Source organism: Campylobacter concisus (genome assembly GCF_002913715.1).
GTDB lineage: Bacteria > Campylobacterota > Campylobacteria > Campylobacterales > Campylobacteraceae > Campylobacter_A > Campylobacter_A concisus_AG.
This window is the reverse complement of record NZ_PPCE01000010.1, coordinates 21376-37274: the sequence shown is the minus strand read 5'-3', so window position 1 is coordinate 37274 and position 15899 is coordinate 21376. Positions and strand designations below refer to the sequence as shown.

General features: G+C 33.8%; 16 protein-coding genes. All 16 read left to right on the top strand.

The window, feature by feature from the left end; translation table 11 throughout:
* The first annotated feature begins 6 nt into the window (after positions 1 to 6).
* The 16 genes from argS to CYO92_RS08465 are packed head-to-tail and all read left to right on the top strand — an operon-like array spanning position 7 to position 15899.
* Positions 7 to 1590: an arginine--tRNA ligase gene (gene argS / locus CYO92_RS08540; protein WP_103588474.1), complete on the top strand. Its 1584-nt coding sequence runs from the start codon at positions 7 to 9 to the stop codon at positions 1588 to 1590.
* 1 nt (position 1591) lies between these two features.
* Positions 1592 to 2059, top strand: coding sequence for a class I SAM-dependent methyltransferase (locus tag CYO92_RS08535; protein WP_103588473.1), 468 nt, complete (start codon positions 1592 to 1594; stop codon positions 2057 to 2059).
* Positions 2056 to 2322: a hypothetical protein gene (locus CYO92_RS08530; protein ID WP_103588472.1), complete on the top strand. Its 267-nt coding sequence runs from the start codon at positions 2056 to 2058 to the stop codon at positions 2320 to 2322. Before CYO92_RS08535 ends, CYO92_RS08530 begins: the two co-directional genes overlap by 4 nt.
* Positions 2322 to 3509: a UDP-N-acetylglucosamine 4,6-dehydratase gene (locus CYO92_RS08525; RefSeq protein WP_343218558.1), complete on the top strand. Its 1188-nt coding sequence runs from the start codon at positions 2322 to 2324 to the stop codon at positions 3507 to 3509. The genes CYO92_RS08530 and CYO92_RS08525 overlap by 1 nt, the downstream gene beginning before the upstream one ends.
* The gene (locus CYO92_RS08520) at positions 3496 to 4647 is read left to right on the top strand and encodes a LegC family aminotransferase (RefSeq protein WP_103588470.1); all 1152 of its coding nucleotides are present in this window, start codon (positions 3496 to 3498) and stop codon (positions 4645 to 4647) included. The genes CYO92_RS08525 and CYO92_RS08520 overlap by 14 nt, the downstream gene beginning before the upstream one ends.
* A gap of 2 nt (positions 4648 to 4649) precedes the next feature.
* Positions 4650 to 5261 (top strand): NeuD/PglB/VioB family sugar acetyltransferase, encoded by a 612-nt coding sequence (locus tag CYO92_RS08515; RefSeq protein WP_103588469.1) that lies wholly within the window; start codon positions 4650 to 4652, stop codon positions 5259 to 5261.
* A 24-nt stretch (positions 5262 to 5285) separates the two neighbouring features.
* The gene (gene neuB / locus CYO92_RS08510) at positions 5286 to 6287 is read left to right on the top strand and encodes an N-acetylneuraminate synthase (protein WP_103588468.1); all 1002 of its coding nucleotides are present in this window, start codon (positions 5286 to 5288) and stop codon (positions 6285 to 6287) included.
* A complete protein-coding gene (locus CYO92_RS08505) occupies positions 6284 to 7483 on the top strand; it encodes a GNAT family N-acetyltransferase (protein WP_103588467.1) in 1200 nt (399 codons plus the stop codon). The genes neuB and CYO92_RS08505 overlap by 4 nt, the downstream gene beginning before the upstream one ends.
* Positions 7484 to 8143 carry a PIG-L deacetylase family protein gene (locus CYO92_RS08500; RefSeq protein ID WP_103588466.1) on the top strand — a complete coding sequence of 220 codons (660 nt, stop codon included), beginning with the start codon at positions 7484 to 7486 and terminating at the stop codon, positions 8141 to 8143.
* A complete protein-coding gene (locus tag CYO92_RS08495) occupies positions 8140 to 9057 on the top strand; it encodes a hypothetical protein (protein ID WP_103588465.1) in 918 nt (305 codons plus the stop codon). Before CYO92_RS08500 ends, CYO92_RS08495 begins: the two co-directional genes overlap by 4 nt.
* Complete coding sequence (locus CYO92_RS08490; RefSeq protein ID WP_103588464.1) at positions 9035 to 10093, top strand: N-acetylneuraminate synthase family protein; 1059 nt, start codon at positions 9035 to 9037, stop codon at positions 10091 to 10093. The genes CYO92_RS08495 and CYO92_RS08490 overlap by 23 nt, the downstream gene beginning before the upstream one ends.
* The gene (locus CYO92_RS08485; protein ID WP_103588463.1) at positions 10090 to 11010 is read left to right on the top strand and encodes a Gfo/Idh/MocA family oxidoreductase; all 921 of its coding nucleotides are present in this window, start codon (positions 10090 to 10092) and stop codon (positions 11008 to 11010) included. Before CYO92_RS08490 ends, CYO92_RS08485 begins: the two co-directional genes overlap by 4 nt.
* A 2-nt stretch (positions 11011 to 11012) precedes the next feature.
* A complete protein-coding gene (locus tag CYO92_RS08480) occupies positions 11013 to 12719 on the top strand; it encodes a sugar phosphate nucleotidyltransferase (RefSeq protein ID WP_103588462.1) in 1707 nt (568 codons plus the stop codon).
* A gap of 23 nt (positions 12720 to 12742) precedes the next feature.
* The gene (locus CYO92_RS08475) at positions 12743 to 14050 is read left to right on the top strand and encodes a glutamate-1-semialdehyde 2,1-aminomutase (protein ID WP_103588461.1); all 1308 of its coding nucleotides are present in this window, start codon (positions 12743 to 12745) and stop codon (positions 14048 to 14050) included.
* 26 nt (positions 14051 to 14076) lie between these two features.
* On the top strand, positions 14077 to 14847 hold the full coding sequence (locus CYO92_RS08470) for an oxidoreductase (RefSeq protein WP_103588460.1): 771 nt from the start codon (positions 14077 to 14079) through the stop codon (positions 14845 to 14847).
* On the top strand, positions 14844 to 15899 hold the full coding sequence (locus tag CYO92_RS08465; RefSeq protein ID WP_103588459.1) for a GNAT family N-acetyltransferase: 1056 nt from the start codon (positions 14844 to 14846) through the stop codon (positions 15897 to 15899). Before CYO92_RS08470 ends, CYO92_RS08465 begins: the two co-directional genes overlap by 4 nt.

The following is a 15899-nucleotide window of genomic DNA, read 5'->3' as shown; positions in this document are numbered from 1 at the left end:
TTAGAGTTGAAAAATAAAATAAAAGCTGAAATTTCAAAGGTTTTAGAGCGTGAATTTGTGCTTGAAAAGCCAAAGGATAAAAATTTAGCCCACTATGCTACGCCACTTTTTGGCCTTGCAAAGGAGCTAAAAAAGTCGCCAGCCATGATAGCTAGCGAGTTTGCCGATAAATTTAGTGATAGCAAAATAGTTGAAGCTAGTGCAGTAAATGGCTACTTAAATTTCAAGCTAAAAAGCAAGTTTTTAGATGAAATTTCAAAGCAAATTTTGCTAGACAGCGAAAATTTTGCAAAAGAAGATGTGAAAAAAGATAGCTATTTAATAGAATACATCAGTGCAAATCCAACTGGACCACTTCACATCGGACACGTTAGAGGCGCAGTTTATGGCGATACTTTGGCAAGACTTGGCAAAAGACTTGGCTACGCTATCTCAACAGAATACTACATAAACGACGCTGGTAATCAAATTGATCTACTTGGCACTTCGATATCGCTTGCGGCAAAAGAGCAGCTTTTTAACGAAAGTGTCGTCTATCCAGAGAAATACTACCGCGGGGATTATATTTTAGATATTGCTAAGCTTGCAAATGAGAAATTTGGTAGGGAAATTTTTTATGATGAGAGTAGAAACCTCGAGCTTGCCGAGTTTGGCAAGGATATAGTACTTGAGATTATTAAAAAAGACTTGGCTGACGTTGGGATATTTATAGAGAGCTGGGCTAGCGAGAAGGCTCTTTATGACGGACTAGAGCCAACTATAAACAAGCTAAAACGTTCAAATCAAATGTATGAAAAAGAGGGCGCTACTTATATCGCTTCAACCACGCTTGGCGATGATAACGATAGGGTTGTGGTTAGAAATGACGGCAGACCAACATATCTAGCTGGCGACATCATCTATCATAACGCTAAATTTGAGAAAAATTTCGACCACTACATAAACATTTGGGGTGCTGACCATCACGGATATATCGCAAGGCTAAAGGCTGCGATAAATTTCCTTGGATACGATGAAAACAAGCTTGAAGTGATACTTATGCAGATGGTTAGTTTGCTAAAAGATGGCAAGCCGTACAAGATGAGCAAGCGCGCTGGTAATGCTGTGCTAATGAGCGATATAGTAAGTGAGATCGGTGCTGAGGCGCTTAGATTTATTTTTATAAGCAAGGCAAATACGAGCAGTTTGGAATTTGATGTAGATGAGCTTAAAAAAGAGGATAGCTCAAATCCTATTTTTTATATAAACTACGCTCATGCTAGGATAAATCAAGTCTTCGCCAAGGCTGGGAAAAATGTTCAAGATGTAATCAATGCTGACTTTGAATGTCTAGATGAAAATGCTAAAAATTTACTTTTTGAGGCGCTAATCTTACCTGAAATTTTAGAGGATGCTTTTATATCAAGGCAGCTTCAAAAGATACCAGACTATTTGAAATCGCTGGCTGCTAGCTTTCATAAATTTTATAATGAAAACCGTGTGGTTGGAAATAAAAACGAAGATAGCTTGCTAAAAGTTTTTGCAGTTGTCGCTATCTCGATAAAAACAGCATTTAATATAATGGGAATTACGGCTAAAGATAGGATGTAAAATGCTTAGTTTTGAGGATTTTAAGAATATGGCTTTGGACAATTCATTAAATGATAATGAAAAGGTTGGCTTTCCTGATATATATAGAAAAGGAACTGAAGAAAATATATTTCCAGATATTTTAAAAAAGTTAAACATTAAACCAGACAATGAAAAAACTAAAATTATAATGGATATAGGGTGTGGTTGCTCCGGTCCTGTAAAATCACTTATAGAATATGCTAGACAAAATAATTTTACTTTATATTTAATTGACTCAAAAGAGATGTTGGATAATTTGCCAAATGAGCCATTTATTATTAAAATTACTCATGAATTTCCATGTGATTACGATTACGAAGGCTTATATTCAAAAGTGGACTATATTATTGTTTACTCTGTTTTGCATCATGTCGTATATCATGCTAACTATTTAAAATTTTTAGATACTTGCGTAGAGCTCTTAAAGAGTGGGGGGGGAGACTATTGATTGGTGATATTCCTAATATAAGCAAAAAGAAACGTTTTTTATCATCAGAGGCTGGTCGCAACTTTCATATGAAGTGGTCATTATCTAAAACTTTTCCAAATGTTTGTTGGAATAAGCTAGAACCACTTTGTATAGATGATAGTGTAGTTTTTTCCATACTTCAAAGGTATCGTTCTATGGGTTGTGAGTCTTATTTGCTTGAACAACTTAGTGGTCTTCCTATGAATAATACAAGAGAAGATGTTCTGATAGTGAAGCAATAATGGATATCTTAAGCTTAATAGGACGTACGAAAAATCTCTTTGAAGATGACATAAATGCACTTGATAAAGACTTAAAAGAGATAGTTTCAAGCTCAAGCTTTCTAGTTATCGGTGGGGCTGGCTCTATAGGCTCTGCTGTGACAAAAGAGATCTTTATAAGAGACCCCGAAAAACTCTACGTCGTTGATATCTCTGAAAACAACCTTGTTGAGCTAGTGCGTGACATAAGAAGTGAGTTTGGATATATAAATGGTGACTTTAAAACTTTTGCCATAGATGTTGCAAGTGCCGAGTTTGACGCACTTTTGGCACAAAGTGGTGGATTTGACTACGTGTTAAATTTATCAGCGCTAAAGCATGTTAGAAGTGAAAAAGATCCATTTACACTCATGAGGATGCTTGAAACAAATATCCTTAACACTGACAAAACGCTGGCTCAAGCCTTTAGTATGAAGTCAAAAAAATACTTTTGCGTTAGCACCGATAAGGCCGCAAATCCTGTAAATTTAATGGGAGCTAGCAAGCGCATCATGGAGATGTTTGCGTTTAGGCACTCTTTAAATATCGACGTCTCAATGGCTAGGTTTGCAAACGTGGCATTTAGCGACGGCTCACTTCTTTTTGGATTTCAAAAGCGCATAGAAAAATTTCAGCCTATAGTCGCCCCAAACGACGTCAGGCGCTACTTCCTAACGCCAAAAGAGAGCGGCGAGCTTTGTCTTTTAAGTACCATTTTTGGTGAAAATAGAGATATATTTTTCCCAAAACTAGATGAAAATTTAGACCTTATAACATTTAGCGAGATAGCCAAGCGCTACTTGGCTAATTTAGGATACGAGCCATTTTTATGTGAAAATGAGGAGGAGGCCAGAAAGCTTGCAAAAGAGCTTCCAAAAGATGGCTTTTACCCTTGCCTTTTTGCACCTAGTGACACGACTGGAGAGAAGGACTATGAGGAGTTTTTCGTTGACGGCGAAAGACTTGACATGCAAAGACTTCAAAATATCGGCATAGTCAAAAATGATGCAAATTTTGACAGCAAAAAGCTAGAAATTTTTAAAAACAATATCTTAAATTTAAAATCAAGCTTAGCATGGAGCAAAGAGGACGTTTTGCGCGAGGTCTTCGAACTCATACCAAATTTTATGCATAAAGAAACAGGAAAATATCTCGATGAAAAGATGTGATTTTGACGAGGTTTTGAAATTTATAAAAAGCACCTTTGGCAAGGGCAAAGTCCCACTTCACGAGCCTAAATTTATAGGCAATGAGAAAAAATATCTACTTGAGTGCATCGACTCTAGCTTTGTCTCAAGTGTCGGCAAATTTGTCGATGAGTTTGAGAGCAAGCTAGCTAAAATGGTAGGTGCTAAATTTGCAGTCGCCACGACAAATGGCACCTCTGCGCTTCACATCTGCCTAAAACTAGCTGGCGTAGAGCAAAATGACGAAGTGATCACCCAGCCAGTTACTTTTATAGCCACTTGCAACGCCATTAGTTACCTTTTTGCAAAGCCGGTTTTTGTGGACGTTGATCTTGGCACACTCGGTATGTCGCCAGCGTCACTTAGTGCGTTTTTAGAGAAAAACTGCGAGCTAAAAGGCGGCAAATGTGTAAATAAAACTAGTGGCAGGATATTGCGAGCCTGCGTACCTATGCACACTTTTGGACTGCCTTGCAAGATAGATGATATAGCTGAAATTTGTAAGCGTTGGAACATCGCTTTAGTAGAAGACTGTGCCGAGAGCCTTGGCAGCTACTACAAAGGCACTCATACGGGGAATTTTGGCAAGCTTGCAGCGATGAGCTTTAATGGCAATAAGATCGTCACAAGTGGAGGTGGCGGAGCTATCATCACAAACGACGAGCAGATAGCAAAGCACGCTAAATTTATCACCACAACGGCCAAGGTGCCACATCCTTTTGAGTATCGCCACAGCGAGATCGGCTACAACTATCGCTTGCCAAATTTAAATGCAGCTCTGCTTGTGGCACAGCTTGAAAATTTGGAGCTATTTTTAAAAAGCAAACGCGAGCTTGCGATGATCTATAAAGAGTATTTTTCTAAATTTGATGATGTGAAATTTATAGATGAGCCAGCAGATGCTAGGTCAAATTTTTGGCTAAATGCGGTGCTTTTTGAAAGCCGTGAAAAGCGAGATGAGTTTTTGAAATTTAGTAATGAAAATGGTGTTTTTACGCGCCCTATCTGGCAGCTCATGAACGAGCTTGATATGTTTAAAGACTGCCAAAGAGATGAGCTAAAAAATGCTAGATTTCTAAGTGATAGGATAGTAAATATCCCAAGTAGCGCAAGAGTTTAGACGTGCAAGATATAGTTTTAGTAGGTGGTGGCGGGCACTGCAAAAGTGTGATAGATGTCATCGAGAGCGAAGCTAAATTTAATATAATTGGTATCATAGATACGGCAGAAAATATTGGCAAAAAGGTACTTGGTTATGAGATTATTGGAAGTGATGATGATTTGGCTGAGGTTTTTAAGTTATGCAAAAATGCTGTGGTGACGGTTGGTCAGATAAAAAGCAGTGAGCCTAGAAAAAGACTGTTTACACTGCTAAAAGAAATAGGTTTCATACTTCCAACCATCATCTCACCACTTGCGTATATCTCAAAGCATGCATGTGTAGCTGAGGGAAGCGTGGTGATGCATCATGCCTTGATCAACGCTGGTGCAAGTGTCGGCAAAAACTGCATCATAAATACAAAGGCGCTTGTGGAGCATGACGCAACTATCGGCGATCATTGCCATATCTCAACAGCAAGTGTGGTAAATGGCGGCGTTGTTGTGCAAGATGGGGCATTCTTTGGCAGCAATGCAACCAGCAAAGAGTATATAGTGATAGGCGAAAATTCTATCATAGGCGGCGGAACTAGCGTGATGAGAAACTTGGAGAAAAACGCTTTTGTAAAGGCGTAAAACTAGCATTTTAAAGGAAATTTGATGTCAAATAGGGTTTTTATCATAGCTGAGGCTGGGGTTAATCACAATGGCGATATAAATTTAGCTAAAAAACTGATCGACGTGGCAGCCAAAGCTGGCGCTGATGCAGTGAAATTTCAAACCTTTAAGGCTCAAAATCTTGTTTCAAAAAACGCGCAAAAGGCTAGCTATCAAAAAGAAACTACCGATAAAAATGAAAGCCAGTTTGAGATGATAAAAAAGCTTGAACTAGATGAGAACACGCATAAAGAGCTCATAGCCTACTGCAAGCAAAAAAATATCACTTTTCTCTCAACACCTTTTGATAGTGACAGCATAAAGCTCCTTGATGAGCTGGGGCTTAGCACATTTAAGATCCCAAGTGGCGAGATAACGAATTTGCCTTATCTTAGGCAGATAGGTGAGCTTAATAAAAAGATCATTCTCTCAACCGGCATGGCAAATTTAGGCGAGGTGGAAGCTGCGATAGAAGCACTTGTAAAAAGTGGCACGAAACGTGAAAACATAAGCCTTCTTCATGCAAATACGCAGTATCCAACGCCAATGGAGGATGTAAATTTAAAGGCGATGATAACTCTTAAAAATGCCTTTGGTCTTGATGTCGGATATAGCGATCATACGCTTGGCATCGAGGTTGATATCGCAGCAGTTGCCATGTGTGCAAAGATCATAGAAAAGCACTTTACGCTTGATAAGAGCCTGCCCGGACCTGATCATAAGGCTAGCCTTGAGCCAGATGAGCTAGCGGCTATGGTTAGGGCTATTAGAAATATCGAGCTAGCACTTGGAGACGGACTAAAGCACTTTAGCAAAAGCGAGAGCGAAAATATCAAAATAGCTAGAAAGTCTATCGTGGCAAAACGAGATATAAAAAAGGGTGAAATTTTTAGCGAGCAAAATATCTGCGTAAAACGCCCAGGAGATGGCTTAAATCCTATGAGGTGGGATGAGGTGATCGGACAAATTTCACAAAAAGACTATAAACAAGATGAGTTGATATGAGTTTTAATAAATTACCAATTGAAGAAATAAAAATCGGAATGAGTGCTACCTACACACAAACTATAACCGATGCAGACGTTAAATTTTTTGCAGGCCTTTCTGGTGATAGGAATCCTGTTCATATGGACGAAGATTATGCAAAAAAATCTAGATTTAAAAAAAGAATAGCACATGGTATGATAAGCGCTTCTTTTTTCTCTGCACTATTTGGTACCAAAATCCCAGGAGAAGGCTGTGTGTATACCAGGCAGTCATTGAATTTTAAAAGACCTATATATATAAATGACACAGTTGAAGCCGTAGTTACTGTAAGTAGTATTGATTTAGAAAAAAGAAGAGTTGTTTTTGAGACTATTTGTAAAGTTGATGGCAAGCTTGCGATTGATGGGGAAGCAGAGCTTTATATCCCAGTTGAATTTGGTAAGATTCTTATTAATGACAAAAATGAATTATTGAAATATAAAGAACAGATTTTAGAGTTATTTTTACACTCTTTTGGTCATGAGATAGACGAAAATCTTTGGAATTGGGCTTATGTGGATAATCCAAATGGTAATCCAATAGTTTCTCTTTATTTTGACAATAGTAAACTTGTTGGGCATTATGCTGTGATACCTATCAAATTTACGCACAATCAAAAAACAATAGATGCGGTTCTTTCTATGACAACAATGGTTGATGCTAGCTATAGAAAATATGGTATTTTTGTAGAACAGGCAAATGATGTTTACGATAAAGCAGCCGAAATGGGCTATAAATTTGTATATGGTTTTCCAAATAAAAAGTCGGCTCCTGGCTTTAAAAAAAGGCTAGAATGGATAATTGATGATGGTATGTGCGTGTCTAGCCTATCTTATGATGATTTGCAACAAATAAAAACAAAAGAGCACTCAAGCTTAATATCGTTTGACATTGAAGATGAGGATAACTTAAATTGGCGATTAAATAAGCCAGGTTGTAGCTATTTTAGAAATGGTTCTAATATATTAAAAAAATTTGATGATAAAGTTGATATCGTTTTTAGTGGCACAAATTTTTCAACACTAGACCGTAATGGGAGATACAACTTATTGTTGCCTATTGGCTTTACTATCGGGAATAAAGAGTTTGATTATATTTTTGGATACAAGTTATTTGATTTTTCTTTAAATGGTGTTGATTTTAAAAAAGATTTAATTATGTCGGATATATTTTAAATGAAAAATGTAGTATTAGTTGTAGCGGTACATCCAGATGATGAAACATTAGGTTGCGGCGGAACACTGCTTAAACATAAGACGAGTGGCGATGAAGTGCATTGGCTTATTTGTACAACTATTGATAAAACAAATAGTTATTATAAAACAAGAGAAGATGAATTAAAAAGAGTTGCAGATGCTTACAAATTTAATAGCGTTAATAATTTAAGATTAAAAACTATGCAAGTCGATGAATATGGAATGAGTAGCCTCATAGACAAAATTTCTAATGTTATTAATACAATTAAACCAAATATTATATATCTTCCTTTTAAGGGAGATGTTCACAGCGACCATAGAAAAATTTTTGAAGCAAGCTATAGTTGCACAAAGGCATTTAGATATCCATTTATCAAAAAGATATATATGATGGAAACCCTAAGTGAAACAGAATTTGCGCCAAGTACTAAAGAAGATAGCTTTATACCAAATACATTTGTGGACGTAAGTGCATATTTTGAAAAAAAAATAGAAATAATGAAAATTTTTAAAAGCGAAATTTCTATGCATCCTTTTCCAAGAAGTGAGAGAAATTTAAAGTCATTGGCAACCTTAAGAGGAGCAACTGCTGGATGTGAATATGCTGAAAGCTTTGTGCTACTAAAAGAGATACAATGAACAAAATTTTATACAGTGCAGTTATTTATCAATCTGATAATTTTGATATATTCATGAAAGATTATTTGGTGTCTGTTTTTAACCAAACAGATCAAAATTTTGACCTTCTACTAGTATTGGATGATTTGATAGTTGAAGCAATAAAGGAATATATTGTAAGATATAATAAAAATAAAAAAAATATATTTATACAAAATTTTAAAGATCATACACCAATAGAACTAAGAAAAAAACAAATTGACTTAGCTTATAGTTTTGGGTATGACGTTCTAGTCCTTTCTGATTTTGATGAAAATGTAACTTATAACAGGGTTGAAGAAGTTTCTAAATATATCGATGAATATGCATTTGCGTTTAATGACTTTTATATCGTGGATCAAAATTTAAATAGACTGGCTGAGAAAAGTTTTTTTACTACAAGGAAAATACCTAAAGTAGTTAGCTATAAAGATATCTTAAAATTTAATTTTATAGGACTCGGAAGTCTTGCGCTTAATTTAAAATTTTTTGACTATAAAAAAATAAAATTCCCTAAAGAGATTATAGCTCTTGACTGGTATCTAGTTACAAGGGTTTTAATAAGTGGATATAGTGGAATTGCACTATATAATACATATGCGAATTATAGGCAGCATAATAATTCATTAGTTGGATTTGATTTTAAATTAGATAAAAAAAAATTAAATCAAGGTATTGCTGCTAAATTGGCGCATTATAGTATATTAATGAAGTATAATAATATATTTAGTAATTTATATGATGACGTAATTGAATTAAAAGAGTATATTCAAAATTGTGGAGCGGACGCATATATTAATTTTATTAATACAAATTTTGATACAAATAAATTTTGCTGGTGGGAAAATATAAAAACAAAAAGGGATTTAAAATATGATATTAAAAAAGCTAGATAAACCATATGTAATAGCCGAAATTGGATGTAATCATAATGGTGACACAAATATTGGTTTAAAAATGATAAAGGCCGTAAAAGATTGTGGAGCAGATGCTGTTAAATTTCAATATTTTACAAAAGATAATTTATTTACAAATGATTATTTAGATGAGCTAGATTCTGGTAAAGTTAAATTAGAAAATGTTGATAAATGGGAAGATAAAGAACTAGGATTAACTAATATAAGAGAGCAAATTAGTGCATTTACAAATAGTGAAAAACAATTATTGATTTTTAGAAATTATTGCAATGAAATAAAGATAGACTTTGGATGTACGCCTGTAGACGTAGATGGAGTTAAATTTCTATCAAGTATAAAAAGTGATTTTATAAAAATTTCTTCGATGGATGCAAATAATTTGGAAATAATAGATGCTTGTATAGATACAAATTTGCCCATAATTATTTCAACAGGAATGGCAACTTTGCAAGATATAGATAAGATTTATAATCTTTTTTTGCAAAGAGAATACTCAAATTTTTCGATATTGCATTGTGTTTCAATATATCCCCCAAGAGATGAGATTGTAAATTTAAATTTCATAGATACTTTAAAAAGTGTATACGATTGTGAAATAGGCTATTCTGATCATTCTTTGGGGTTTTCTTTACCAATTGCAGCTATAGCAAAAGGTTGTAAAATTATAGAAAAACATTTTACACTAGATAAAAATATGCCAGGCTGGGATCATATGGTTTCAGCGGATGAAAATGATTTAAGCATTATTTGCAGAGAAGGGAGCAAGGTGTTTAGATCATTGGGAAGTAAATATAAAATCTTATCAGAAGATGAAAAAGAAAAAAGAAAAAAATTTAGAAGAAGCATGGTTGCTAGGTGTGACTTAGGGAGTGGACATATATTAACAAAAGACGATTTTGTTTATAAAAGGCCAGGAACTGGGATATCTCCAGATAAGGCAATGTTTTTTATAGGAAAAAAACTTGTTAAAGATATAGAAAAAGATAAAACTATATTCGAAAGTGATTTTTCATGATAAAAATAGGAATAATAGGCACAAGTGAAGGAAATGGACACCCATATTCATTTTCTGCAATTATAAATGGCTACGATGATAAAAATATGAGTATGAGCGGTTGGAATAATATTTATATGTATCTAAAAGAAAGAGATTTTTCTGATTTTGGGATATCTGATGCAAAAGTTACTCATGTTTGGACTCAAAATTTAGATGAAAGTATAAAAATAGCCAAAGCTTCAAAAATTAATAATGTAGTAGATAATTACGAAGATATGATCAAGGATGTGGATGCTATTATTATTGCAAGAGACGACTATGAATCACATATAAAAATCGCAAAATCTTTCTTGGATGCTGGCAAATATGTATTTATTGATAAACCTCTCTCTCTGGATATTAACGACTTAATTTATTTTAAGCCATTTTTGGAGTCCGGACAACTTGCAAGTTGTTCAGGGATAAGATATGCGCCGGAGTTAGATAAAATAAGAAGAGATATTAATGAATTTGGCAAAATAAAGCTTACTAGAGGCACAACTGTAAAAAGTTGGGAAAAATACGCAATTCATATACTGGATGGAATTTTTTCCGTTGTTCCTTTTAATGTTAAATCAGTGCAGTATAATAATTCAAATCACGAATCTTTTACTCTTTACAATCATGATGGCAGTATAATCCAAATAGATGCTCTTGGTAGCAGTGAACTAACACTCAGAATCGAGTTCTTTAGTGATATAAAGTATTATAGGGCAGATACTCTTGATGCATTCCTTTCTTTTAAAAGATTGCTTTCAAATTTTATTTTTAGAATAGAAAGAGGACTGGTGGACAATGGCAGTATCTTGACAATAAATTTAATGAAGGTTTTAATAGCTGGTAAAATGGCACAAAAAACTAAAAGTATTGTAGAAATTGATAGTCTAGGGATATAAAAATGATTTTAGCCATACTTCAAGCAAGAATGAGTTCTTCTAGGTTGCCAGGCAAAGTTTTAAAGAAAGTAAACGATAAACCAATTTTGTATTATCAAATAGAGAGAATCAAAAAATCTAGTAAAATAGATAAATTAGTTGTTGCAACGTCCGTAAATGTAGAAGATAATGATATTGAACTACTTTGTAAAGAAAATGATATTGAATGTTTTAGGGGCGACCTAAAAAATGTTTTGGACAGATATTATAAATGTGCTAAATTATTTAAAGCTGATATTGTTGTTAGATTGACTGGTGACTGTCCAGTTACTGATTTTAATGTTATAGATGAAGTAATATCTTTGCATCAAAATAGTAATTCTGACTATACATCAAATACACTAGAGAGAACTTTCCCAGATGGTTTAGACGTTGAGGTTTTTAATTTTAATGTTTTGGAAAGTATATATCATAAAGCAAAAGATCCAGAAGATCTTGAACATGTTACTAAATACATACATGGGCACAAAAATGAATATAAGTTGGCCAATTATAAGAATGATATAGACTACTCATACATAAGATGGACATTGGATACTTTGGAGGATTTTTATTTTTTTAAGCACTTTTATGAATCAAAAAAGAATTTAAATTTTGGTTGGAAAGAGCTTTTGTCTATAACAACAGAAAATAAAAAATTTTTAATAGACTCAAATCAGACTATTCGATATGCCATGAAAAAACTTGAGGAAATTGTTAATGATGATATAGATTCCTTGTATGTAATAAGTAATAAAAAAATAATTGGTACTTTATCGACAAGTGATATTAGAAGGGCTTTGATATATGGTGATGTAACCAATAATGATCAAGTCATAAAGGTAATAAATAAGAATTTTCATTATTTGGAATATTTGAAACAGTATAGCAAAGATGAGCTACTGAAACTACTTAGATATGGTATTTTACCAGTATTAAATGAGGATTTTGAATTTATAGAGTTTAAGAGTGTTAAGCAAATGCTAACCAAAAACAACATAGTTGTTTTGATGGCTGGTGGTTTAGGCAGTAGACTTGGTAAAATTACAGAAAAAATACCTAAGCCAATGTTAAGCATTGGTGGAAAGCCAATACTTCAAACTATCATAGAACAATTTAAAACATATATGTTTTCTAATTTTTATATAAGTGTTAACTATATGGCTGACCAAATCATTGACTTTTTTAATAATGGAAATACATTGGATGTTAATATAAAGTATTTAGTTGAAAAGCAAAAATTAGGAACAGCTGGGTGTCTTTGTATGCTTGACAAGGATAGTATTAGTGAGCCATTTATTTTAATGAATGGTGATATATTGACTAATGTAAATTTTGAAGATATTTTAAATTTTCATGAAACAAATAAATACGATGTAACAATTGCCACAATATCATATAACATTCAAATACCTTATGGAGTTATATCAAAAGAAGACAATACTGTGCGTGATATAATAGAAAAACCGATAAAAACATATGAAACTAGTGCAGGTATATATGTTTTAAGCCCAAATGTTTTAAAATATGTTCCCGATAATGAAAAATATGATATAACTAGCCTTTTTGATGAATTAATAAAAGATGGTAAAAAAATAGGAACTTATAAAATTAATGGGTATTGGCTAGACATAGGAAAACCAGATGATTTTTATAAAGCCCATCAAGATTTTGCTTGCATGTTTCAGTAATAATATAGATAAAGGGATAACAAATGATTAGCAATTTTGATAAGTCAAATATTTTAAGAAAAAAGGCCTCTTTTTTAATACCAGGAGGAGCACATACCTACAGCAAGGGTGATGATCAATTCCCTCAGTTATCTCCGCACTCTATTGTCAAAGGCAAAGGTGCAAGAATATGGGATGTAGATGGTAATGAGTTTATTGATTGGGGAATGGGATTAACGTCTGTACTGCTAGGACATGCGTATGATCCAATACTTGATGTTGTAAAAAAAGAACTAGACAATGGTTGTAATTTTATAAGACCTTCGTTTCTAGAAGCAGAAGTTGCTGAGTTGATATCAAATCAAATTCCATCTGCAGAAATGGTTAAATTTGGTAAAAATGGTTCTAATGCCACTACTGCAGCCGTAAAACTTGCTAGGGCATATACAGGAAAAGAAATAGTATTAAGATGTTTTGATCAACCATTTTTTTCAATAGATGATTGGTTTATAGGTGATACTGAAATATCTAGCGGTGTTACACAAAGAACAAAATCTGAAACCAAACATTTTAAATATAATGATTTGGATGATTTAAAAAATAAAATAGATGAATATAAAAAGGCAGGTATAGCTTGCGTTATATTGGAGCCGGCTGCCACAGAGGAGCCTAAAGAAGGTTATTTGCAAAATGTTAAGGATTTGTGTGAAAAAGAGGGAATCGTTTTAATATTTGACGAAGTTGTGAGCGGTTTTAGATTCCATCCAAGAGGTGCTCAATATTTATATGGAGTGACCCCGCACTTGTCTACTTTTGGTAAAGCAATAGCAAATGGTTTTTCTATTTCGGCTTTGGTTGGTAGGCGAGATATTATGAAGCTTGGTGGGCTAGAGCATGATCAAGAGCGCGTTTTTCTACTCTCTACCACTTATGGTGGCGAAACTCATCATTTAAGGGCTGCTCAAAAAAATATAGAAATATTAAATCAAAACAACTATGAGGTTACAAAGTATGTTTGGGATGTTGGAAAAAAAATAAAAGATAGTTTTAATAGTATTGCAGAAAAGTATTCTATTCAGGAATATGCCAAAATAATGGGAGTTGATTGCAGGCCATATTTTTATTTTAAAGATAATTTTATGAGAACACTTTTTCAGCAAGAAATGATAAAAAATGGAGTTTTAGCACAATCAATCAATCCATCTTTTTCGCATAGAGATAGTGAAATTTCTCAAACAATTGAGGCGTTTGAAAGGTCTTTAAAGTTGTTGGCTTTGGCTATAGAAACAAATAAAGTTAATGATTTATTAGTTGGGCCACCCATCAAGCCAGTGTTTAGAAAATTTAACTAAAAGTAAAATTTATATAAGGAACAGCAGTGTTAAAAGATAGAGTAGTTGTCGTTACTGGTGGAGCTGGACTTATTGGTAAAGAATTTATAAAAGCCATTGTTGAAAACAACGGCATAGCTATTATCGCGGATATAAATGAAAAAATAGGGCAAGAGGCAAAAGAGGCGCTATCCAAAGAGCTAAATTCAAAAAATATAGACTTTGTGAAGCTCGACATCACCTCTAAAGACTCTTTGGAGGCTTGTATAAAATATTTGCATAATAAGTATAAAAGGATAGATGCACTAGTAAATAATGCATACCCTCGAAACAAGAACTATGGAAGGCACTTTTTTGATGTTGAGTATAGTGACTTTATAGAAAATTTGGGACTAAATTTGGGTGGTTATTTTGCTGCATCTCAGCAGTTTGCAAGATATTTTAAAGAGCAAGGATATGGAAATATCATAAATATATGCTCGATCTATGGCGTGGTTGCTCCAAAATTTGAAATATATAACAACACAACAATGACTATGCCGGTTGAATATGCTGCCATAAAATCAGGACTTATTCACCTTACTAAATATATGGCAAAGTATTTTAAAGGTATGAATATAAAGGTAAATGCGCTAAGTCCTGGCGGTATATTTGATAACCAGCCAGAGCCTTTTTTGGAAAAATATAAAGATCAGTGCCTAAACAAGGGCATGCTAAACAATAGTGACTTAAAAGGTACCTTGGTATATCTACTTAGCGATATGAGTAGATATGTAAATGGTCAAAATATCGTAGTTGATGATGGATTTAGCATATGATAGTGCGCTATAAAGAGGATCGTGAGAATTTTGAAGCTAGATGGCAGGAATATATCTCAGAAAATATTCACAGCCCAAGATATCTAAGCTCATACTTAGACTATATGAAATTTTATTCCAAAGATATACTTAGCGATGAAAGCTTTGTAGTTGTTGAGAGCAACAAGTGTGTTGGAATTTGTTTTTTGCCAGTAGAGCAAGCAAATGGCGTCGCCTCTATATCTTTGTCTGGATATTTTACGGTTGCTCCGCTTGCTATAAGCGACAGAGTTTATGACATAGTTTTTAAAGAAATTTTTGAGATAAGTAAAAGCTATAATGTTGGCAAGATAATGTTTTATTTGGACTCTTTGGTTATGGAGTTTTTTAATAAATATAACTATCTTATCAAATATGGCTTTATAGACACTACTGGTAGCAACTGCGTGCTTGATCTTTGTGGTGAAAAAAGCGCTTTGTGGACGAGGCTAAGAAAACGATACAAGTCATCCATAAATGCAATTTTTAAAAATAGTGAATATGACTTTGTTGTAGTATCTAAAGAAAATCCAAGCTATGAAATCCATGAGGCATATAGAGAGCTTCACAAAAAGGCCGCAGGTAGAGAAACAAGACCTAAAACAACCTTTGACAAGCAGTATGAAATGCTACAAAATGGCAATGCTACTATTATAGGATTAAGATATAAAGGCCAATTTATAGGTCTTTGCTATTTTTTACATACGAGCGAAGTTGTTGTATATATGAGCGGTACGGATGATCCAGAATTTACAAATATGAGAATTCCTATATATCACGCTATTTTGCAAAAAGCTACCGAGTATTTTCATGATATGGGTTTTAAGCATATGGAGTACTCTCAGCCTGCAGGGTATAACTTAGTGGATGGATTTTTAGATTATTTAGACGAAAAACAGATAAATATAGCACATTTTAAAAGGGGTATGGGTACAAAAATGGTGCCACTATTTCGAGGTGTAATGTACTTTGATAAAAATTTACTCTTAAAAGATATAGATAGCTTCAGAGAAATAGTGGTAAGAGAATTATAA